The 22899-nt window shown below is 68.4% G+C and carries 17 protein-coding genes; 9 read left to right on the top strand and 8 right to left on the bottom strand.

Going from position 1 to position 22899, the window contains the following annotated elements:
- Positions 1-397: 397 nt before the first annotated feature.
- The 7 genes from CFB47_RS35590 to CFB47_RS35560 all read left to right on the top strand — a co-directional run bounded on the left by CFB47_RS35590 (position 398) and on the right by CFB47_RS35560 (position 10910).
- Positions 398-3133 (top strand): xanthine dehydrogenase family protein molybdopterin-binding subunit, encoded by a 2736-nt coding sequence (locus tag CFB47_RS35590; RefSeq protein WP_089464043.1) that lies wholly within the window; start codon positions 398-400, stop codon positions 3131-3133.
- Positions 3130-3648, top strand: coding sequence for a (2Fe-2S)-binding protein (locus CFB47_RS35585; protein ID WP_089464042.1), 519 nt, complete (start codon positions 3130-3132; stop codon positions 3646-3648). Before CFB47_RS35590 ends, CFB47_RS35585 begins: the two co-directional genes overlap by 4 nt.
- Positions 3645-4619, top strand: coding sequence for a hypothetical protein (locus CFB47_RS35580; protein WP_089464041.1), 975 nt, complete (start codon positions 3645-3647; stop codon positions 4617-4619). Before CFB47_RS35585 ends, CFB47_RS35580 begins: the two co-directional genes overlap by 4 nt.
- Positions 4620-4897: 278 nt before the next feature.
- On the top strand, positions 4898-6793 hold the full coding sequence (hflK, locus tag CFB47_RS35575) for a protease modulator HflK (protein ID WP_089464040.1): 1896 nt from the start codon (positions 4898-4900) through the stop codon (positions 6791-6793).
- 93 nt (positions 6794-6886) lie between these two features.
- A complete protein-coding gene (hflC, locus tag CFB47_RS35570) occupies positions 6887-7930 on the top strand; it encodes a protease modulator HflC (RefSeq protein WP_089464039.1) in 1044 nt (347 codons plus the stop codon).
- Entirely contained in the window at positions 7927-8970 is a 1044-nt protein-coding gene (hflK, locus tag CFB47_RS35565; RefSeq protein ID WP_089459426.1) for a protease modulator HflK, read from the top strand. Before hflC ends, hflK (CFB47_RS35565) begins: the two co-directional genes overlap by 4 nt.
- Positions 8967-10910 (top strand): cation-translocating P-type ATPase, encoded by a 1944-nt coding sequence (locus CFB47_RS35560; RefSeq protein ID WP_089464038.1) that lies wholly within the window; start codon positions 8967-8969, stop codon positions 10908-10910. The genes hflK (CFB47_RS35565) and CFB47_RS35560 overlap by 4 nt, the downstream gene beginning before the upstream one ends.
- Positions 10911-10947: 37 nt before the next feature.
- On the opposite strand, the gene CFB47_RS35555 is transcribed toward CFB47_RS35560, so the two are convergent.
- The 5 genes from CFB47_RS35555 to CFB47_RS35535 form a co-directional block, all read right to left on the bottom strand.
- Positions 10948-11904 (bottom strand): transporter, encoded by a 957-nt coding sequence (locus CFB47_RS35555; protein WP_089464312.1) that lies wholly within the window; start codon positions 11902-11904, stop codon positions 10948-10950.
- Positions 11905-11941: 37 nt separating this feature from the next.
- Entirely contained in the window at positions 11942-12469 is a 528-nt protein-coding gene (locus CFB47_RS35550; protein WP_089464037.1) for a flavin reductase family protein, read from the bottom strand.
- A gap of 5 nt (positions 12470-12474) precedes the next feature.
- Positions 12475-13713: a styrene monooxygenase/indole monooxygenase family protein gene (locus CFB47_RS35545; RefSeq protein WP_089464036.1), complete on the bottom strand. Its 1239-nt coding sequence runs from the start codon at positions 13711-13713 to the stop codon at positions 12475-12477.
- A gap of 70 nt (positions 13714-13783) precedes the next feature.
- Entirely contained in the window at positions 13784-14572 is a 789-nt protein-coding gene (locus tag CFB47_RS35540; RefSeq protein ID WP_089464035.1) for an SDR family oxidoreductase, read from the bottom strand.
- A gap of 40 nt (positions 14573-14612) precedes the next feature.
- Positions 14613-15860: a dienelactone hydrolase family protein gene (locus tag CFB47_RS35535; protein ID WP_089464034.1), complete on the bottom strand. Its 1248-nt coding sequence runs from the start codon at positions 15858-15860 to the stop codon at positions 14613-14615.
- Positions 15861-16213: 353 nt separating this feature from the next.
- Between CFB47_RS35535 and CFB47_RS35530 the strand changes: the two genes are divergently transcribed.
- Entirely contained in the window at positions 16214-17239 is a 1026-nt protein-coding gene (locus CFB47_RS35530; RefSeq protein ID WP_089444292.1) for an AraC family transcriptional regulator, read from the top strand.
- 320 nt (positions 17240-17559) lie between these two features.
- Here the strand turns inward: CFB47_RS35530 and CFB47_RS35525 are convergent, their stop codons facing one another.
- Complete coding sequence (locus CFB47_RS35525; RefSeq protein WP_089464033.1) at positions 17560-18516, bottom strand: mannuronate-specific alginate lyase; 957 nt, start codon at positions 18514-18516, stop codon at positions 17560-17562.
- Between the two features lie 398 nt (positions 18517-18914).
- Between CFB47_RS35525 and CFB47_RS35520 the strand changes: the two genes are divergently transcribed.
- Complete coding sequence (locus tag CFB47_RS35520; RefSeq protein WP_089464032.1) at positions 18915-21107, top strand: TonB-dependent siderophore receptor; 2193 nt, start codon at positions 18915-18917, stop codon at positions 21105-21107.
- Positions 21108-21128: 21 nt separating this feature from the next.
- Here the strand turns inward: CFB47_RS35520 and CFB47_RS35515 are convergent, their stop codons facing one another.
- Complete coding sequence (locus CFB47_RS35515; RefSeq protein WP_089464311.1) at positions 21129-21935, bottom strand: response regulator; 807 nt, start codon at positions 21933-21935, stop codon at positions 21129-21131.
- A gap of 61 nt (positions 21936-21996) precedes the next feature.
- Positions 21997-22260 (bottom strand): hypothetical protein, encoded by a 264-nt coding sequence (locus CFB47_RS40900; protein WP_143330910.1) that lies wholly within the window; start codon positions 22258-22260, stop codon positions 21997-21999.
- Positions 22261-22899: the final 639 nt, after the last annotated feature.

Raw genomic sequence — 22899 nt, 5'->3', positions numbered from 1 at the left:
CCTGCATCACGGTACTGACGAAGCAAACGTTACACGTGCCGCAAATACCGAACAACAACACTTGAAAATCAAGCGACTGCCCGACAATACGGAAAACAGGCCAGTCACGCACGATCAAGGCCGGGGGAAACATGAACAAGCAAGCAATGGCAAGCAGGCGGCCTGACGCTTCATCCAGCAGACATCCGCGCTCCCGGGGCGCCCGCGCGAATCCGCCGCGCACGTTCCCCGGTCCGCTTCCCCCCGATTCCTGACCACCGGCACGCGACCGCGTCCGCAAGACCGATTCCGCGCCGACATCCCGCACGACGAAGCACACGCGAAGCGGCCCGCACACGGCCGGCGTCGTGTCGCGCGTCGGCGGCGCCGGCACGACTATTCGAACGAGGGACCCAGCATGGCCATCGATGTGCCTGTGACACGCCGGACCTTTCTGAAGCTGGCCGGGAGCGGCGCGCTCGTCGCGATCTCGATCACCCATTTGCCGGCGCTGGCGCTCGGCGCCGCCGGGCAGGCGGACGACGATGCGGCCGGGCCGAGCTGGGCGCCGGTGCCCGGCAAGGCGCGCTGGCGCATCGACGGCATCCCGAAGGTCACGGGCCAGAAGATCTACGCACGTGACTTCAAGTCGCGCGACTTCGCCGGCTGGCCGCAGCAGGAGAACTGGCTCTATGCGTTGCGGTGCGATCGGGTCGACGCCGTGTACGAAGGCTATGACCTCGGGGTGCTGCCGGCCGAATTGCGACCGATCGCCGTCGTCGACAACGCGCTGCTGAGCGCGCGCCGGATTCCGCTGGCACCCGAGGCCGATCCGATCGCGAACCAGGACATCTACTGGCTCGCGCGCACCGGCCACCCGGCGGATTGCTACGGACAACCGGCCGCGCTGCTGGTGTTCGAGAACTTCGATGTCTATCGTCGCGCGAAGAAGCTGCTCGATTTCAACCGCGGCGTGATCCGCTACGGCGCGCCGGTCACGCGCCCGACGGCCGCGCAGGCCGTGCCGTTTTCCCCCGTGACGATCTACGTGCGCGATGACGAACGCGGCTTCAACTACGTCGACAACTACCAGACCGACGGCAGCGGCAAGCCGACCGCCGAATACCTGAAGCAACGCGAGGAGGCGGTCGCCAACATCGACGCGACGATCGCCCGCAACGCGGCCGCCGGCGCGTGGATCGGCGTGCGTGCGACCGGCAACGAAGGATTCGAGACACCGGCGATGGACCCGATGTTCATGGAGCCCGAAGCGGGGCTCGCATGGTACGACGCGTCCAGCGCGAAAATGAGCCTCGTGCTCGGTACGCAGTCGGCGAACGACGATGCGACCGGCGCACTCGCGCTGTTCCAGGGCAGCGACGTCGCGGCCAAGGAGGCCCACGTGATCGCGTGCTATCCGGGCGGCGGCTTCGGCGGGCGCGACAAGTCCTATTTCCCGCTCTATCTCGCGCTCGCCGCGCCGTTCGCGAAGGGTGCGCTGCGTTGGCAGCAGTCGCGCTACGAGCAGTTCCAGGTCGGGTTGAAGCGCTGCGAAACGCAGTTCTCCGAATCGCTGTGGTTCAACCGGCGCGGCAAGCTCGAAGCGATCACGTGCGATTTCCTGATGAACGGCGGCGGCAAGAAGAACCTGTCGCCGTACGTCGCGCAGCTCGCCGCGCTGAGCGCGATGAGCTGCTACGAGATTCCGCGCGCACGCGCGCAGGCGGCCTCGACTTACACGCGGGAAGTGTTCGGCGGATCGCAGCGCGGCTTCGGCGGCCCGCAGGCGTTCATGGCGGTCGAGACGCTGATGGACGAGGCCGCGCGCCGGCTCGGGCTCTCGCCGTTCGCGATTCGTCGCGCCAATTTTCTCGGCAGCACGCCCGGGCTCGGCAAGGGGCGCGCGATCACGGGCGCGCCGATCCTGTTCGACCTGCAGCTCGACGCGCTGCTCGACCGGCTCGAACAGCACCCGCTGTGGCGCGATCGCGAGCGTACCCGCGCGGAACGCGGTGCGCGCCATCTGCGCTACGGCGTGGGACTCGCGATGGCGAACGAAGCCTACGGCACCTCCGGCGACGGCATGTTCGGGATGGTGCAGATCCTGCCCGACAGCCGGCTGCGGGTAGTCACGCCGTACACCGACATGGGTAACGGCGCGGCCACGACGCTGGGGCTCGCGCCGTCGGAATTTCTCGGGCAGAACGCGCAGACGATCGCCATGAGCGAGATCGGGCCGTTCAATGCACTCGGGCTCACGCGTTCGAGCAACCCGTCGGCCAATCCGAAGACGGTGCGCTACACGTACGGTTCGTCGAGCGCCTGTCTCGGTGCCTTTCACCAGTATCACGCGGTGAAGGGGGCGGCACAGGCCTTGTTCCTGCAAAGCGTGCTGCCGGCTGCCCGTGCGTGGTGGGGCGTGCCCGTGTGGGCCGAGGACGTGCGGTGGGCCAATGGTGCGCTCGTCGCGAACGGCCTCGCGCCGATTTCGTGGGCGGCGCTGCTCGGCACCATCACGAAGCTGGGCCTGCAGACGGTGGCGGCCGTACATGCGAGCTATGCCGGCTACTTCTGGAAGGGTACCTATCCGTTCGCGTCGGGCAGTGCGCAAATCGACTACGACTATGTGGCGGTCGGCCTCGATCCCTACTTCCTGACGCCGTTGTACCGCACGCTGCAGGCGCCGCCGGTCGACACGAGCCTCTACGGGCGCACGACCTATGCGCCATCGGCGTCGCTCGTCGGCGTGTCCGTCGATCCGGCGAACGGGCGCGTGAAGGTCGAGCGCGTGGTATCGGCGGTGAGCGTCGGGCGGCAACTGTCGCCGGAGCTCGTCGAAGGACAGTCGCAGGGCGCGGTCGCGATGGGGATCGGCAACGTGCTGACCGAGACGTGTCCGCTGGGTCCCGACGGCCCGGGCGGCGGCCGATGGAACCTCGACCGCTACGAGGTGACGCGCCTGCCCGACATCCCCGAGCAGGAGCTGATCGCGCTGCCGCCGCCCGGCAACGATCCCGCGAATGCGCGCGGCATCGCGGAAGCGGTGATGTGCCCGATCGCGCCGGCGCTGCTCAACGCGCTGGCGATGGCGACCGGGAAGCGGTTCAGGGTCACGCCGGTCACGCCAGACAAGATTCGGGAGGCATTGCAATGAGCGATCCGGTCCGCATGGTCGTGAACGGCCAGCCCGTCGAGGCCCCCGCCGCCGACGCCGACATGAACCTCATCGACTTCCTGCATGAACGACAGGACCTGACCGGCACGAAGCTGTGCTGCGGCATCGGCGTGTGCCGGGCGTGCACGGTCGGCGTGCGCAACACGCCTGACGCGCCGATGGAGAAGACGCTGTCGTGCTCGACGCCGGTCAGCGCGATGGCCGGCATGCACGTGTACACGATCGAAGGGCTCGCGCAGGACGGCACGCTGTCGCCGCTGCAGCAGAGTTTTCTCGAATCGTTCGCGTTCCAGTGCGGCTACTGCGCGTCCGGATTCCTGATGGCCGCGACCGCGATGCTCGATCATCTGCGCGCGCAGCCGGTACCCGCCGCCGAGCTGGACGCGATGATCGAAACGTGGGTGGGCGGCAACCTGTGTCGTTGCACCGGCTACGTCAAGTACATCGAGGCCATTCGCAAGGTGGCGATGCGCTACACGAAGGAGGCGGCATGACGATCAGGACCTGCATCGCGGCGCTGGCGATGCTGCTGGCCGCGCCCGCCTCGTTTGCCGCGGAAGGCGCCGATGCCTCCCTGCACGAATACGCGCAGCAATGCACCGACGAAATCGGCGAGATTCCCGCGTTCGACTGCAACAGCGGGACGGACGTGCCGATTACCGTCAACGGCAGCGTGCCCGCGCGGTACACGGCTCACATGACCTGCGATCGGCCGGCGCTGTTGCCGTACGATGCGCCGACCTCCGGGCAATGCACGCCTTACTCGAAGATCCTCGACCTGTCTCACGGCGACACGCAGATCTCGGCGTTTTGCCGTCGCAAGCAGATCCGCGAGAACCGCAGCCCGTATTACGACGAAGTCGACATCGTGCTGCACCACGTGCGCAACGGCAAGACCTGCTGGTTTCACGCGGACAAGGGCGGCACGGGCGGCATGGACGCGTCGCGCGTGCCGCCGCCGAACGAGAAGACCCCGCCGCCCGGCCGTCCGTCCGCCGCGGAATTCTGGTGGAAACCGGCTGCGACCGCGACGAAGCGCTGCGTGTCGTGCCACGATGCGAGCCCGGTCATGTACAGCCCGTGGATCGGGCAGGTATGGAATCGCGTGCCAACCGATCCGTGGGGCAAGTACGTCAATCTCGGTGCCGACTTCGCATCATGGACGTCGCACGCGATCAGCACGCCCGGTAACACCTGCATCGGCTGCCACCGGATCGGCGACCAGAACAGTTGCAAGATCTACGTGCCGCTCGCCGCCGGGTTGCTGCCGCCGCCGAAAGGCAGCAACCAGCTGGCGAGCAGCTATCCGCTGACGCACTGGATGCCGATCGACAACAACCGCAGCCGCGACGAATGGAACGCGGCCAACGTGAAGTCGGTGAGCGACCTGCTCGAGTGCTGTTCGGCCCGGGGCAAGAACGATCCGAAGTGCTCGTTCACGCCGGCGGCGCAGGCGGCGAAGTAGGGGGCCAACGAGCGGCACCCTCCGCATGCCCGCATGCTGGAGAACGAGTCGGCGGCGGGCCGGCATCTGCCCTGAATCCCGGACGATGCGCCGCGCCCGATTTCGCCGGCGCACGTCGCACGTAATGTGTCGGAAAGGTTCCACCCACACGACTGTCTCATCCGCCGAGCCAATCGCATCGATGCCTTGAGTTTCATCATCCGCCGCGCTACATTGCCGCTCGCAGCATTCCGCACGGACTCCTGCGCATCCTGTAACGCGTACGTAAGGAATCCCCGATGGGGCAACAGGCGGAAGGCAACGACGACATTCCCGGCAGCCCGGCCGGCCGCGACGCAGTCGCGCCGGTCGCAGGCGCCGCCGCGTTGCTGGTCGCCACGCTCGGCGCGCTGGGCGCCGTCGACTTCCTGCCCGCCGACCTGCGCTGGTGCGCACCGCTTGCCAGCGCCTGGTGCAACGTACTCGTCGTCGCGATCGGCGTGCTGCTCGCCGGCCGCGCACGCCGCCATCCTCCCGACATATCGGCCGCCACGCTGCTCGGCGACTGGCTGCGCGATGCATTCAGCCGCAAGCACGAGCCGGGACACGACGCCAACCCGTGGCCGGCGATCGCCGCCGCGATCGACTGGCGGCCGTGGGCCGTAGCCGCGGGCGGCGTGCTCTCCGTCGCGCTTGCCGCGCTCGCGTGGCAGCCGCCGTCGCCCGGGATGCTGGTGCGCGCGATGGCTGCGCCCGAGCCGACGCTCGCGGCCGGCGCGGCCTGCATCGTGCTCGCCTTCCTCACACTCGTCGCCGAACGCCACCATGCGGCGGCCGCCAGCCGTTCGGCAGTGTCCGCGTCGCTCACGCGGGTGCTGCGCGTCGCGCTCGTCACCGCGCTCGCGGGTGCGCTGGCCGCTGCATGGTTCGCATTCCGGCACCGCACCGCAGACGGGCTCGTGCAGGCGATCGCGCTGCTCAATGCAGCTGTTGCCGCCGAACTGGCGCTGCGCGGCGTGCTGTCGTGGTTTGCGGTGCCGCGCGGCGCCATCGTGCCGACCAGCGCGATCGCCGGGCTGCTGAGCCGGCGCCCGTCGCCGTTCGCGTCGCTCGGCGCCGAGCTGCGCCATCGTTACGGCATCGACCTGCGGCAGAGCTGGGGCTGGCGCAGCTTCGTGCGGCTGCTGCCCGGCGCGTTCGCCGCCACCGTCGCGTGTGCATGGCTGCTCACCGCCGTCGTCGTCCTGAACCCGGAGCAGCGCGCGGTCTATGAGCGCTTCGGCGCGCCGGTCGCCGTCTGGCAGCCGGGCCTGCACGTCGGCCTGCCCTGGCCGTTCGGGCGCACGCGCATCGTCGACAACGGCGCGGTGCACCAGGTCGCGATCGCGGGCAACGCGAACGACGGCAGCGCCGATACGTCGCCCGTGCCGGCCGACGGCCCGACACCCGAACGCCTCGACCGCCTGTGGGATGTGCCGCATCCGTGGGAAACCACCCAGGTGATCGCCGGCGCGAACGGCGACCGCCAGAACTTCCAGATCGTCAACGCCGACGTGCGGGTGGACTACCGGCTCGGCCTGACCGATGCCGACGCGCGCGCGGCGCTCTATCGCACGATCGACCCGGAAATCACGGTGCGCACGAGCGCCAATCGCGAACTCGTGCACTACCTCGCGTCGCATACGCTCGAAGCGCTGCTCGAAACCAACCAGGCCGCGATGGCCGATCAGTTGAAGCGCGCGATCCAGCAGCAGCTCGACCGGCTGCAAAGCGGCGTCGACGTGATCGCGGTCGTGATCGAGAGCGTGCATCCGCCGACCGGCGCAGCCGCCGCGTTCCACGACGTGCAGGCCGCGCAGATCCGCGCGCAGGGCAGCGTCGCGCAGGCGCGCGGCTTCGCGGCCGGCCTGCTCGGCAACGCGCAGCAGCAGGCGCTCGAACGGGTCGCGCACGCCGAAGCGCAGGCCGGCGACACGGTGTCGTCGGCGCGCGTGCAGCAGATCGATTTCGACGCCGACCTGGTGGCATACCGGCTCGGCGGCCCTGCGTTTCCGTTCGAGTATTACCTCGACCGGCTGCAACGCGGCCTGCGCGACGCGCGCATGACGATCATCGACGACCGGCTGGCCGACGGCACGCGGGCGACCGTCGATCTTCGCAATACGCCTGCCGGCGATCTCGCCGGCATCCATTGACATGTCGCGGCGATTTCCGCACGGACGGCGCGACACGGCAACCAGCCGTGTCGCCGCACCGCACGCGGGCGACGCCGCACCCGGGGCGACATCGTGAGTCTGTTTCATTCGCACGCGCATGATCATGCGCACCACGGCCATGGCCACGGCCACCACCATCACGTGCATCACGGTGCGCCGCAGCCGCCCGGCGCGTTTCGCCTGCGCGTGGCGGTCGCGGTGCTGTGCGTGCTCGTCGCGCTCGCGGTCGCGAGCTTCGTGCAGGTGCGTGCCGGCGAGGCGTCGGTGATCACGCGCTTCGGGCGGCCTGTGCGCGTGCTGCTCGAACCCGGGCTCGCGTGGCGCCTGCCTGCGCCGATCGATGCGGTGACGCCCGTCGACCTGCGCCTGCACACCACGTCGAGCGGCCTGCAGGACGTCGGCACCCGCGACGGGCTGCGCATCATCGTCGAGGCGTACGTCGCGTGGCGCGTGCCGGCCGATGCGCGCGACATCGGGCGCTTCATGCGCGCGGTCGGCAACGAGCCGGACGAAGCGGCGCGGCAGATCCGCTCGCTCGTCGGCTCCGCGCTGCAGACGACGTCCGCCGGATACGATCTCGCGTCGCTCGTGAACACCGATCCGGCCCAGGTGAAGATCGGCGAGTTCGAAGATGCGCTGCGCCGGCAGATCGATGCGCAGCTTTATGCGGCTTATGGCGTGCGTGTTGCCCAGGTCGGGCTCGAACGGCTCACGCTGCCGGCCGTCACGCTTGCCGCGACGGTCGACCGGATGAGCGCGGAACGCGAGACGGTGGCCGCGCAGCGTACCGCGGAGGGCAATCGCGAGGCCGCGCAGATCCGTTCCGACGCCGAGCGCGACGCGCGCATCGCGCTGGCCGACGCGAACGTGAAAGCGGCCGGTATCGAAGCGCAATCGCGCAAGGATGCGGCCGACATCTACGGCAAGAGCTATGCGGGCAACCCGCATCTGTACACGATGCTGCGGTCGCTCGACACGCTGAACGCGGTGGTCGGCACCAATACGAACCTGATCCTGCGTACCGACGCCGCGCCGTTCCGCGTGCTCGTGCAGGGCCCGGGCGACGCGTCGGGGCAGGCCGCGCCGGCGCCCAACGCGCACAAGGCCGCGCGATGAGCGAGCCGTCCGCACCGCCGCTCGGGCCGGGCGCGCAGGCCGTGCGCCTGTCGTTCTGGTTCGTCGCCGCGCTCGCGGTGCTCGCCGCCTGCGCGTGGGCCGGCTCGAACATCCGGCGGATTCCGGCAGACAGCCGCGCGGTCGTGATGCGGTTCGGCGCGCTCGTGCGCACCCAGGACGCCGGGCTCGTGATCGCGTGGCCGCAGCCGTTCGAATCGGTCCTGCTCGTGCCGGGTGCCGCCCGCGTGCTCGAGCAGCGGATCCGCTCGCTCGACCGCGATCCGCGGGCGCTCGCGCTGTCCGCGAAGGGCGTCGCGCGGTTGTCCGACGCGCTGGCCGGTTCCGGCTACGTGCTGACGGGCGACGGCGGCGCGGTCGCGTTGAGCGCGGTGCTCTATTACCGGGTCAGCGATCCGTACGCGTACGTGCTGCAGCAGGCTCGCCTCGACGCGGCGCTCGAGCGGATCGTGTCCGCGTCGGCCGTCGAAGTTGCGGCGACCCGCGATCTCGACGCGATCCTGGTCGCGCGGCCCGAGCAACTGGCCGCCGACCGGCAGATGGCCGCGCGTCGCGAACGGTTGCGCGGCGATCTCGCCGATGCGATCGCGCGGCACCTGCGTGCACTCGACGCGGCGCACGCGGGGCTCGGCGTCGAAGTCGCGCGCGTCGACGTGCAGCCCGCGTTTCCCGGTGCGGCCGCCGATGCGTTCAACGCGGTGCTGACGTCGCTGCAGGTCGCCGAGCGGACCATCGCCGAAGCCCGCACCGCCGCCGAACAGCGGCGCCAGGATGCGCAGCAGGACGCCGACCGCATCGTCCAGGATGCGCAGGCCCACGCGGCCGAGCGTGTCGCGACCGCGCAGACCGATACGCTCGACATCCGGCAGCTCGACGCGACGCTCCGCGAGAACGGCGATCCGGGGCTGCTGGCGCGGCTGTATCGCGATCGCGTGCAGCGTGTGCTGTCGAAAGCCGGACGCGTGACGACGATCGATCCGCACGATACCTCGAACCTGATCCTGCCCGGAAACGCCCGATGAATTCGCTCGCCGAACCGGCCACGCAGCCGGACGCCGCGCCTGCCGGCACGACCGCCTACGCGCTGTCCTCCGACGAGCGCCGCACGATCACGCGGCAGATCGCGCTGGCGCTGCTCGCGGGCGGCCTGCTCGTGCTGTCGTTCGCATGGCGCATGCTGTCGGCCGGCGGCGACACGCTTGCACAACTGCTCGCCGCGCTCGCGTCGCTGATCGTCGCGGGGCCGGTGTTCGCGAGTGCGTGGCACAGCCTGCGCGCGCCGAGCCTGCACGGCGTGACCGATCGCCTGATCGCACTCGCGATGCTGGCCGCGTGGGCGATCGGCGACATGACGACGGCCGCGCTGCTGCCGATCGTGATGACGTTCGGCCATGCACTGGAAGAGCGCAGCGTGCTCGGTTCGCAGGAGGCGATCCGCGCGCTCGGCCGGCTGACGGCCGGCCGCGTGCGGCGCATCGGTGCCGACGGCCGTATCGTCGAAGTCGCGTACGACGCGCTGCGTGCGGGCGACCGCATCGAAGTGGTGGCCGGCGCGCGCATTCCGGTCGACGGCGTGGTGGTGGCGGGCACGTCGAGCGTCGACAACGGGCCGATCACCGGCGAATCCGTACCGCACGACGTCGAGGCAGGCAGCGCCGTGTATGGCGGCGCATTGAATCTCGATGGCGTGCTGCGCATCGACGTCACGCACACGGGCAAGGATTCGACGCTCGGCAAGATCATCGCGTTGATGCAGCACGCGGAACAGGCGAAACCGCCCGTCACGCAGGTGCTCGAGCGGCACATGGGCGCGTATCTCGCGCTCGTGCTGCTGATCGCGGCGATCGTCTGGTTCACGTCCGCGAATGCCTCGGCGATGCTCGCGGTGATCGTGGCGGCGTGCCCGTGCGCGCTGGTGCTCGCCGCACCGTCCACGGCCATCGCGGGAATCGCGGTTGGCGCGCGGCACGGCATCCTGTTTCGCAATGCCGCGTTTCTCGACAAGATCGCCGAAGTCGATTCGCTCGTGATCGACAAGACGGGCACGCTCACCCGCGGGGAATTGCAGGTGCGACAGGTGTGGTTGCAGCCCGGCGTCGACGGCGCGCACGCGCGGGCGCTGGCCGCGCGGCTCGGCGAGAGCAGCGCGCATCCGGCGAGCCGCGCGCTCGTTCGCGATGCCGCCGCGTCCGGCCTCATCGGCGCAGCGGTTGCGCCGTTCGAACGCACGCGGGAATTGCGCGGGCTCGGTGTCGTCGCCGACACGCCGGACGGCACGGCGGTACTCGGCCGGCCCGCGCTGCTCGCCGACCATGCCGGTGACCTGCCGTCGCCCCCGGAAGGATTCGACGGGCCGCTCGTCGGCCTCGTGCTCGACGGGCGGCTGCTCGCGTGGTTCGGTTTCGCGGATACCTTGCGGCCCGACGCGCGCGACGCGCTCGCCGAACTGCGGACGCTGGGCCTTGGGCGGCAGACGCTGCTGACGGGCGACCTCGAGCGCGTGGCCAGCAAGGTCGCGGCCGAGACGGGCATCGAGACGGTGGTCGCGCAGGCGCTGCCGCACGACAAGCTCGACTACGTGATGCGCGAGATCGGCGCGGGGCTGCATCCGCTCGTCGTCGGCGACGGGCTGAACGACGTGCTGGCGATCAAGGCCGGCTCGACGAGCATCGCAATGGGCGAGCGTGGCGTCGACATCGCGATCGCATCGGCCGATGTCGTGCTGCTGGGCGACGACCTGAAGCGGATTCCGACCTGCATCCGCCTTGGCCGGCAATGCCGTCGCACGGCGACGACCAATGCGGCGATCGGCCTCGCGTGGACGCTCGCGGTGATCGCGCTCGCCGCGACCGGCATGCTCGGCGCGGTATGGGCGGCGATCCTGCACAACGTCGGCACGTTCATCGTGATTGCGAACGCCGGGCGGCTGCTGCGGATCGACGAGGACGTGCACGGCGTGTGAGCGGTGGAGGGGGGTACGCCGTCGCCGGTCGCGGTCGTCACTGAAAGTGATGCACGTACCGCAGCACCATCCGCGTGCCCTGCGGCCGGTTGCGCGCATAGGTCTCGAAGTATGCGTTGAACATCAGATGATCCTGCGGCGAGAAGCTAACCATCGCCCCCGGGCCGATCGCGAACACGGCTTCTCGCGTGCCCGGCACGTCCTGCCCGTTTTCCTTCATGTCGGTGGTCTGGCGCAGCCAGTAGCCGTTCAGTCCCAGCCGCAGGCCGGGACGCACTTCATACTCGGTCGCGAAGTTCGCGTGGATCGCCTGGCCGGCCTGCGTCGACGACACGTCCGGGCCGAGCGACGTGGGCGGCTGATGGTTGGTCGCGTTCCACAGATAATGCAGCCGCCACGACACGGTCCATTTGGGCGTGAGCCACAGCGTCGCCGCCCAGTACGGATCGAACGACCAGACATGGCTGCCGGGATTGATCGCGCGCGAAGGATCGTACGCGCCGGTCGGCGCGATGAACTGGAACTCCACGCGCTGCGCGAAGCGCGGGCCTTGCGCGCCCATCACCGGGTCGAACTGGATGAACGGGCCGATCAGCAGGTCGCCGAAGCCGGCGCGTGCATTCAGCGCGACGTTGCCGATGCCGTCGTCGGTTCGCGCGGACGCGATCCACGGCAGGATCACGTCGAGGCCGGGATGCATGCCCGCGAACGTCCGCGGCGACTGATAGACGAGCTGGCTCAGCCCGGCGAACAGGTCGATGTCCTGCTTCGGCAACCCGACCTTGTTGCCCGCATTGTCGTTGACGCGGCCGGCCGTGTAGTACTGCAGGTACTGCGTGCCGTACCAGCCGGCGCCGGCCGGCGGCATCCCGTCGAGGAAGCTGGTCATGCCGAGGTTGACCGCCGGCAGGTCCGCCGCGCCGGCCGGCACGCTTGCGGCCATGCCGGCGATCGTGAGGCCTGCGACGACGAGCACGCGAGAGCCGAGTTTCATGTTCACCACCTCCTGGTATATTGATTTGTATAACTAATCAAATGGCGCGAAAAAGATCGGGATGATCGGCGATCGCGCGATACTGGCCCGCGTGGAACACCAGCGGTGCACGGCCGAACGTGTCGAACTGCTCGATCTGGCCGATGAAGAGCAGGTGATCGCCGCCTTCGTAATGGCCGACGTTGCGGCACACGAAGCGCGCGCTCGCGCCGTCGAGGCAGGGCACGCCGCCGGTTTCCGAATCGACGTGAAGCACGCCGTCGAACTTGTCGGCGCTGGGCGTCGCGAAGCGGCGCGACAGGTCGATCTGGTCGTGCGCGAGGACGTTGATCGCGAAATGGGTGGCCGCGACGAAATCCGGGCGGCTCGGCGCGACCTTGCGCAGGCTCCACAGCACCAGCGGCGGATTGAGCGACAGCGACGAGAACGAATTGGCGGTGAGGCCCACCTTGCGTCCGTCGGCCGCGCACGTGGTGATCACGGTCACGCCGGTCGGGAATTGCCCGAACGCGGCGCGCAACTGCAGCGGGTCGAGGGCCGGGCGATCGGTAGCGGTCGTTTCCATGTCGGTCACTCCGCACTCACGCTGTGTTCGCGGATCATCGCCGCGCAGGCCGACGGCTCGAACCACCACGGCGAGAACCGGCGCGGATCGTCGAAGCCGTCGACGATCGCCGCGGCGAGCGACGGCAACTGGCCGGCCGCGCCGAGCAGTTCGAGGATGTGCGGCGGTGGCGGCGTGAGCAGCGAGTTGGTCCAGCGCACGACGTGCTGCGCATACGCCCAGTAGCCTTCGAAGGTCTGCTGCATCCAGTCTTCACCGAACGGCGCGGCATCGCGTGCAACGATCGCATCGAAATACGCTTTCGCGCATTTCGCGGCGTTGTTCGATCCCTGGCCGGTGATCGGATCGTTGACGACCACCGCATCGGCCATCCCGAACACCGTGCGGCCCGACGGCAGCCGGAAGAACGGCTTGCGCACCGTCGGCGTGAAGCGCCCGGCGAGCGTGCCGTTCGGATCGGTGAGCTCGACGTCGCGGCAGCGCTCGAATTCCCACGGTACGTACTGCTGCAGGAACGACAGGCTGCGGTCCAGATGCTGGTCGGGCGTCTTCACGTCGGCCCAGCAGTCGAGCGGGCCGCCCGGAATGCCTTCGAACACCATGATTTCGCACGGGCCCGTCGTGGTCAGCGCGGGGAACACGAAGTACTCGCCGATGCCCGGCAGCAGGTTGAAGCGCACGCGCGAATACGGCTGGCTCGGCGTCATCCCTTTCACGTAGGTGAGGGCCAGCGCGCGTTGCGGGCGGTCGAACGCGCTGCGTGCGTCGTCGCGGCCGAGCAGGTTGACGATCTCGCCCTTGCCGGCCGCGAGCAGCACGAGGTCGTGGCTGCGCGCCAGTTCCTCGAGTTCGGGCACGCCGACGTCGGCAATGCGCACGTCCGCGCCCCGGCGCTTCACGCCGTCGAGCCAGTCGGCCATCTTCACGCGCTGGTCGACCGATTGCGCATAGCGCGTCAGCCGCGACGACCAGTCGATCACCTTGCGGCCGTTGCCGTCCGGATGCGGCACCGCGATGCCGATCCCTTCGACGGACGGGCACGCTTCCTCCCACGCGTTCAGGCCGAGATCGCGCTCGATCTGCAACGACGTGTGGAACATGCACTGGCTCGACATGACCTTGCCGGTGCGGATCTGTTCGGCGTCGCGGTTGGTCGCGAGCGTGACGTGATAACCCTGGTCGAGCAGGGCGAAGGCGAGTTGCAGGCCGGACTGGCCGGCGCCGACGATGGCGATGCGTCTCATGGATGTGTCCTTGGTTGGCCGGATGCCGGCCGGAATCGAAATGATGGCGGGAAGCGGCGGTGACGAACGGTCACTCCGCGAGACGCGGAATGGCCGGCACCGCCTGTTCGGGGCCCATCGCGGCATAGCCGCCATCCACCGCGTAGTCGGCGCCGGTCACGAAGCTCGCCGCGTCGCTGCACAGGAACGTCACGACGTGCGCGACCTCGGACGGATCGCCGACCCGGCCGAGCAGGTGGAACGGCGCGGCGACGCGATCCGTCTTCGCGCGGTCGCCGTGCGTCAGCTCGTCCATCACGCGCGACCACGTCCAGCCCGGCGACACCGAGTTGACGCGAATGCGGTCGGGCGCGAGATCCATCGCCATGCTGCGCGTGAGCTGGCGGATCGCCGCCTTGGACGTCGGGTACAGCCAGCGGCCGGTTTGCGCGCACTGCGCCGAGATCGAGCTGAAGTTGACGATCGCGCCGCCGCCGCGCCGGACCATCTGCGGATGTACGGCCTTCGCGAGCATCGCCGCCGACACGACGTTGACGTCCATCGCGGCGAGCCAGTCGTTGCGGGTCGCCTGGATGCCGTTGTCGACGTAGCTGCACGCGAGGTTGACGAGCACGTCGATCGCGCCGAACCGCTCGACGATGGCCGCGACCGCATGCGCGATCGCGCGATCGTCGGTGATGTCGAGCGCGACGAACATCGCTCGCTCGCCGAGCGAATCGGCCACGCGCGCGCCGTTCTGCGCATCGAGATCGAGGATCGCGACGCACGCACCGGCGCGGCTCAGGTCCTGCGCGACCGCGGCGCCGATCAGCGTGGCGCCGCCGGTGACGATCGCGACTTTGCCAGCAAGGGCAGTCATGGGGTGTCTCCGGAAATCGTTGGGTGAGGGAGGGGCCGCGTCAATGCGCACCCGCCGATGGTTCGCTGTCCTGCCAACGGCGCATCAGGCCGTTCGACGGCACGGTTTCGTCGAGCAGCTTGCGGGCCGTTTCGGCGCCCGCGACCGGCAGGCCGGCCGGATCGAGCAGGCCGATCTGCACGAGCACGCTCGCCTGGTCCCAGTAGATGTGCTCGTGATAGAGCTTGTCGCCGCGAAACTTGACGATCGCGACGAGCGGAATCTCGACGCGCTTGCCGGTCGGCGCGACGCCCGGCAGCATCCAGTCGATCTCGGTGGTGTGCGTGAAGCAGAACAGCAGCTCGTCGACGATCTGGCTCGCGCCGACCGTGCGCGAGATCGGCGTGATCGTCGTGTCCGGCGGATTCGCGTGTACGAAATGATGCGTGTAGAAGCGCTTGAGCGCGTCGTAGCCGACGCCGCCCGTCAGCGTCGGAATATGGTTGACGTACGGCTCGGCAACCATCGTCGCCATCGTGGCATCGACGTTGCGCGTGTCGAACTCGTGTTGCAGATGCGCTTCCCACAGTGTGGACAGGTCGTAGTGCGGGCCGAGCGCGGCACGGAACGCGGCGATCGCGCGCTGATGGGCCATGCTCGCGGCGGCCTTGTCGAAATGATCGCCGCCGGCGCGTGCGAACGCGTGATCGACACCCGGATACACATAGACTTCGACGCCGTGGCGCCCGGCGAGCGCTCCGGCGATGCGCTGCTGCGCGTCGGGCGGGCAGAAGCGGTCCTGCCCCGCGATCTGCAGCACGAGCCGGCCGTGCAGGTGCGACGCCTCGTCGAGCGCCTGCTCGATGCCCACGCCGTAGTAGCTGACCGCCGCGGCCACGCCCGGCAGCCGGCACGCGGCGAGATACGCGAGCTTGCCGCCGAGGCAGTAGCCGAGCACGCCGGCTTCGCCGGTGCATTCCGGTAACTGCTTGAGTGCGTCCAGCGCAGCGCCGACATCCTCGACGCCCTTGTTCTCGTCGTATTCCTGATAAAGCGCCATCGCGCGCTCCATGTCGGCGGCTGTGTAACCGAGTTCGATCCCCGGCGCCTGGCGCCAGAACAGGTCGGGCACGAGCACCGTATAGCCTTCCTCCGCGTAATAGTCGGCCGCTTCCCGCATCGTCGCGTTCGCGCCGAAGATCTCGTGACACAGCACGATGCCGGGCCCGGTGCCGCCGGCCGGCGTGCTCAGGTACGCGCGAAACGTGCCGCCGTCCGGCGACGGAATCTCGATGTGACGTCCTTGCATATGTCCCTCCATTCCAGTTCTTTGCTGCGACGGGCCCAGTATTGGCGGACGAAATGGGCACTTCTATCCGCTTTCTTCGGCCGGTATCCGCGAATTCCGGAAACCTGTTGCACCGGCCGCCGCGCGTGGGCAGGCGCGCGGCTGACTGCGGGTATGTGCGGATGCGGAAGCCCCGCACAGTTTTCTACGATGCGCGAACGGTCCGCTTCTTGCGTCATGTGGGCGGGACTCGCGTGCTTGGGCGGCCGGACTGTCCGGATACTCCGGACGCTATCCGGATCGTGCGGCGGATGCCCCCATACCGGGAACGCATGCACGGCGCGAGTGCAACGGAGCATGACGGGAGAACTTCGATGGCGCAATTTTCCGAAACGGGCTGGCTGCCGGATACGGCCTGTTTCAATCACGACAACTTGCTGCTGCAGTCGAACGACGTCGACGAGGTGCGCGCACGCGTCGCCGATGTCTTCAAGCCGCACCGGCTCACGCCGACCGGCGAATCGCGCGCGCTGCACAGCTGCATGCATCACGCGCGCTGGGGCAACCTATCGTTGAACCTGCTCGATTATGGCGGCGGCGTCAGCATCGAGCCCGGCCCGCTCGAGCACTTCTTCCTGTTGCAGATCCCGTTGCGCGGCGACGCGGAGATCGAGTGCGGATCGGCGCGTTTCGTGTCGTCGCCCGGCACCGCGTCGCTGATTTCGCCGACGCTGCCGCTGAAGATGCGCTGGGGCGACGCGTGTCCGCAAGTCATCCTGCGGATCGAGCGCGAAGTGATGGAGCGCCACGCGCAGCGGCATTTCGGCGACGACCGGCGCGCGCCGGTCGAATTCGAGCCGGAATTCAGCCTGTCGTCGTCGCAGGGCGCGTGTCTGATGCAGATGCTGCCGATCCTCGCCGGCGCGATCGCGACGGACGCGCATCCGCTGCGTCATCCGCTCGCGTTCGAGCAGCTCGAATCGACGCTGCTCAACCTGCTGCTGCACGGCCACCCGAACAGCGCGCGCAACGGCACGCGGCACCTGCCGGTGGCGATCGCGCCGTTCTACGTGCGGCGCGTCGAGGACTACATCCGTGCGCATCTCGACGAGCCGCTGACGATCGAACGGCTCGCCGAACTCGCCGGCGTCAGCCCGAGCACGCTGTTCGCCGGCTTTCGCCATCGCCACGGCACCACGCCGATGGGCTTCGTGCGGCAGTTGCGGCTGCAACATGTGCGCGAGGAACTGCTGGCCGACGCGTCGCCGGGGCTCGCGTCGGTGACGGACATCGCGCTGAAATGGGGCTTCGCGCACCTCGGGCGGTTCGCGATCGAGTACAAGCGGGCGTTCGGCGAGTCGCCGTCGGCGACGCTCAGGATGCGGCGCGGGCGCGCCTAGGGCCCGTTCACGCTAATAACGGGCTTGCGCTGGCCCCCAGAAGGGCCGAGCGCAAGGAATGCGACGAAGCGAATACTCGACGTATTCGCAAGGAGCATGACGCGGCGATCGGCCCTTCTGGGGGCCAGCCCCACGAGAGCATTTTTCCAAACAGGGGAACGTGCCTTTCCGCCCGCATTGCGGCGTCGTTCGTCGTTGCAATAGCTACGGCTATTGCGCCTCCTCTCTCCTTGCACTGCGGGCGGAAAGGCACGTTCGCAAGCCCGTTATTAGCGTGAACAGGCCCTAGCGGCTCGCGCGGCAGCCCGCTCGCCGACCCGCTACGGCAGCGGCACGCCCCAGACTGCCGTCACGTCCCCGCCGAGCCGCCATTCGGTGAACGGGCGGCGCGGCGCGATGATCGCCGGCAGCCGCGCGTCGTGAAAGCGCGCGTAGTACGGCTCGACCCAGCTCAGTTCATCGCGGAACGTCCACGGAAACAGATCCTGCCTGACCGGCGTGATGGCCGTGAAGCTGGCGGGATCGTCGACCGCGTTGATGACCAGGTTCGCCAGGCGGCCGATCGCGCCGTCGTTTTCCCGATAGAGATCGATATGGCGCCGCTGCACGAGTTCCGCCGCGAACACGAGCGGGAGCAGCGCGAACGTGTGATAGTGCAGCGCGCGGTTGCCGCGTTTGACTTCGCGTGCCAGCGAACCGTTGGGGCCGATGTCGCGGATGCCTTCGCGTACCCGCAGCAGCCCCGAATCGACGAGGCTCGCGTTGCCGGTCACGGTGCCGATGGCGATCAGGTCGAGTCCGGCCCAGTACACGAGGTTGTTGTGCAGATGGTTGATCGCTTGCGCATCGCGGGTGGCGATCGCGATGCGTTCGAGCCACGGATCGATCGCGTCGAACCGCGCGCGGTTCGCGTCGCGCACGTCGCGCGGCATGCGCAGGATCACCATCGCGAAGTCGGTGCCGGCCCACGAACGCTCGTAGTCGCCCTGGTAACCGGTGATCCGGCCCATCAGCGCATCGGCCCGCGCCCAGCTTTCCAGCAGGCTCACGGCGCATGACCAGTCCCCCTTGTCCGCCGACGCATTGAGCCGTGAAATGAAATCGCGCATCGGCTTGACCGCGCGCGCATAGCCGGCGGCGTCGTCATAGTAGCCGGGCGGATCGATCGTCGTGACGGCGGCCGGGATGTCACAGGCGCGCGCCGGCGGCATGGCGCAGCACAGTGCGCTCACCGCGAGCCACGCGGCGAGCAGGGGGCGAGTCGACAGGCGGCGCATACGGTCCTCGGTGGTGACGTGACGGTGACGCGGCAAACACGGAAGCCGAACCGGGGCGGACACCCTCGCGATGCAGGACGCGCGGCCGCCAAGGCACGACGAACCCCGGTGACGCGCGCGGGCCGTACAGCCCGCGGCCGTTTCCCGTGGCGCACGCAGTCTAGCGTCCCCATCTTTCATCCGCCTTGCCCGGCGCCGGCCGACGACGCACTTTCTTTTTCGAGACTGCGCCACGTTCGCCCGGTATCATCGCTGCGCTCGCGACCGACGCCATGGGCCAGCGCATGCCGACTCGCGCGCAACCAGCATCGCCAGGAAGACAACGCAGGGCGGACGCCGACGGCGCGTCGCGCCGCGATCGGGCCGAATCGGCCACCAGCACGACGGAGCAAGGAACGATGGTAACGGGGACGGGCGCGGCGCGACGCGCGAGGGCGATCGCGGCCGGGAGCGTGTGGGTCGTGGCGGCGACGGGCGGCGCACACGCGCAGGCATCGGGTGCGGCAGTCACGCCGCCGGCCGGCGCGGCGGCGGCCGTGCTGCCGACGATCGATGTGACCGGGACGGCCGACGGCGCGTCGAGCGGGCTCGTCGGGCTGCGCACCACGGCCGGCACGAAGACCGACACGCCGGTGGCCGAGATCCCGCAAACGATCAATCTCGTGACCGCGCAGCAGATCGAGATGACCGGCGCGACCGACCTGAACCAGGCGCTGCGCTACGTGCCGGGATTCGCGACGTTCGGCGCCGACAGCCGCACCGACTGGTATGCGGCGTTGCGCGGCTTCACGCCGACGCTGTACGTCGACGGCGTCGCCGCGCCGAATACGCCGGTGATCGCGAACTGGCGCGTCGACCCGTACACGATCGACTCGATCGCCGTGCTGCGCGGGCCGACCTCGGTGCTGTACGGCGCGGGCGAACCCGGCGCGATCGTCGATGCGCACACGAAGCTCGCCGACGGCGAGCGCATCCGCGAAGCCGGCGTGCAGATCGGCAACGACGCGCGCAAGCAGTTCATGCTCGATGTCGGCGATACGCTCGACCCGGACGGCCGCTATGCGTACCGCTTCGTCGGCGTGGCACGCGACGGCAACGCGGTCACCGGCCCGAACGGCGACCGGCGCGTCGCGCTGGCGCCGTCGTTCCGATGGCGGCCGACCGCCGATACGTCACTGACGCTCTCGGCGACGTTCCTGCAGGACGGCAGCGATATTTCGTCGAACTTCCTGCCCGCGTCGGGCACCGTGTTGCCGAACCCGAACGGCCGCCTGTCGCAGGATATCTACATGGGCGCGCCCGGGTTCAACGACTACCGGAAGAAGCAGTGGTCGCTCGGCTACGCGCTGGAGCATCGCGTGAATGCGATCTGGTCGCTGCACCAGGACGTGCGCTGGTCGCACCTGTCGCTCGACGACGCGACGGTGTTCGGTATCGGCTACGTGCCCCGCAGCAGCATCGACATGATGCGTTACGCGGGGCTGTTCCAGCTCAACTACAGCCGCTTCGACATCGACAACCACGCGCAGGCGCGCTTCGGCACGGGGCCGCTCGAACATACGCTGCTGCTCGGCGCGCAATATGACCGGCAGACGGCGACCCAGAGCGTGTGGCTCGCGCTGGCGCCGTCGCTCAACCTGTATCACCCCGTCTACCGGCCCGTCACGGACGCGATTTTCTCCGGCCCGACGTCGCTCGGCCACGTCGACCAGTACACGGCGATGAACACGTTCGGCGTGTATGCGCAGGACCAGATCCGCTGGCAGCGCTGGACACTGACGCTCGGCGGCCGCGAGGATTTCGTCAATGCGCGGTTCGACGACCGGACGGCCGGCACGCAGGCGCAGCAGGACGTCAGTGCGTTCTCCGGGCGCGTCGGGCTCACCTATCAGGGCGACGCCGGGTTGTCGCCGTACGTGAGCTATTCGACGTCGTTCGATCCCGTCATCGGCGTCAGAATGTACGGCGGCGGCACGCCGAAGCCGACGCGCGGCAAGCAGACGGAAGCCGGGCTGCGCTGGCAGCCGCCCGGCAGGAACCTGCTGCTGAGTGCGGCCGTCTACCAGATCGACCAGACCAACGTCGCGACGCCGACACCGGTGAGTCTCGACCCGACCGGCACGACGTCCGTGCAGACCGGCAAGGTGCGCTCGCGCGGGATCGAGCTGAGCGCGCTCGGCAAGGTCACCCGCGAGTTGTCGATCGTCGCGTCGTATGTGTATCAGGACGTCAAGAACGTGCAGGCGAACGACGCGTCGCTGAACCACTGGCCGGTGGCGGTGCCGCTGCCGCGGCAGATGGCGTCGATGTGGGCCGACTGGACCTGGCGCACGGGTGTCCTGTCGGGCGTCGGCGTCGGCGGCGGCGTGCGCTACCAGAGCGCATCGGCCGGCGCACCCGACAACTCGCTGACCGTGCCGAGCGTGACGCTGGCCGACCTGGCGCTGCACTACGAGATGCCGCACTGGCGGTTCGCGCTGAACGTCGCGAACCTGTTCGACCGGCGCTATGTCAGCGGCTGCCAGTCGTACGCCGTCTGCGTGTTCGGCAACGAGCGGACCGTGCTGGCCACCGCGAAATACAACTGGTAATCGCGTACGCGCGGAACGGCCCTACGCGTCGCGTTGCGGCTCCCGGCGCACGGTGCGTTCGCCGGCGTGACGCTGGCGCCGCCACTCGGTCGGCGTGAGGCCGAAACGTTCGCGGAATGCGGTCGCGAAATTCGCCGGCGTGGAAAAGCCGATCTCCTTCGCGATGCTGGCGATGCTGAGCGACGTCGAATCCAGCAGATCCTGCGCGATTCGCAGCCGCTCGTGCCGCAGATACTCGAATACCGTCTGGCCGAGGTTGTCGCGAAACGCGCGTGACAGCCGCTTTTCGTGCGTGCCGACCGCGCGGGCCAGCTGCTCCACCGTCGGCGGATCGTTCAGCGTCCGTGCCAGGTGGCGGATGGCCGCGCGCACGATGATGTCGTCGTCCTTGCCGGCCACGAACGGGCTGTCCATGTCGACCGGCCGCTCGCGCTTCGCGCGCGCGAGCTGGACGCGAATCCGCGCGAGCACTTCGGCGGGCTCGAACGGCTTCACCACATAGTCGACGCAGCCGATGTCGAACCCCTCGAGGCGCTCGTGCAACGCGCCGGCCACGGTCAGGAAAATCACCGGAATCGCGCACGTCAGCGGATCGGCGCCGAGCAGCCGGCACGCGGTGAAGCCGTCCATGCGCGGCATGCGGACATCCATCAGGATCAGGTCGGGCACGAGCGCCTGCGCGCGCTGGCACGCCTGCAGCCCGTCGGATGCAATGCTGATCCGGCACCCGGTGCCGCGCAGGATGTCGATCAGCAAGCGAAGCTGGTCGGGCTGATCGTCGACGATCAGGATATGGGCGTCGCCCAATGCGGAGGTCGATGGATGCATCGTGCACCTGTTCTGGAATGGCTGCTGGCTGCGTTCCTGCGGGTGGTCGGCCCGGTTCGGATCAATCGTCGGAAGCTGCGCGATGGCGACGTACAAGCGCATCGATAGTCGAATGTCGCCCCACGACACGACGGACGGCCGGTCGGCGTAATGCCCGGCATGGCGGGTGTTGATCACCGATCCGGTAAAGGCGCGGCGTGTTGTCGTCGCGCGCTGAAAGGTGCGCGCCGCCGGTATCGATTCGAGCCGAATTGTAGGGGCATATTTCAATTCTCGCCAGACGCATGAACTCTATTTGCTTCATGTCTTTTTCCGGATGATTCATCGTATATCGTGATTTTCGTTTGCGGTGCGGCATGTCGATGCCTGTCCATTTCCGCCATTTCCATTTGCGCCGCTACGTGCAGTCGCGCAGTTCCGCGTTTTTCGCGATAAACATCGCGATGAATTTTTCTTCAATCCGTTTCAGCAAAGGTTTTATCCGCCCGATAAAACATCTCGATTAATTTCGATGGCGCGAAATCGTTTGCGAGATGCGCGTTTTTATCGCAACACCTTGAATATATTGAATTTTACAATCTATAAAGAATGTCGGCTTCAATAATTTTAAATCGTGTCTCATAATTCGTCCGAACTTTGAGTGCAGGGTTGCACCAAGCAACGCAAGGCACGGCGGGTTGTGACGGACGGTGTGCGGTTCGGGTCCGGGGCATCAATTGATGTGACTCCGAGCGCAGGTCCGTTGGGCGCAAGCGAAAATCCGGTTGCCGTGGGTGAAATAAAAGAAGCGGGGTGGGTCGCGGTCGGCGCGACATCAAATCAGGGGTATCCATAACGGCGGGTTGAATCTCCGGATTCAGTCGCTGGGCGAATTCGCCCATATAAAACGATATGCATTCCTAATGCATCAACCGAATTAACGGAACGGGCCGTCACATGAACGGCGTGCCCGCGCTTTCGAACG

This window comes from Burkholderia sp. AU27893 (assembly GCF_002223205.1).
Taxonomy (GTDB): Bacteria; Pseudomonadota; Gammaproteobacteria; order Burkholderiales; family Burkholderiaceae; genus Burkholderia.
This window is presented reverse-complemented; position numbering and strand designations above follow the sequence as displayed.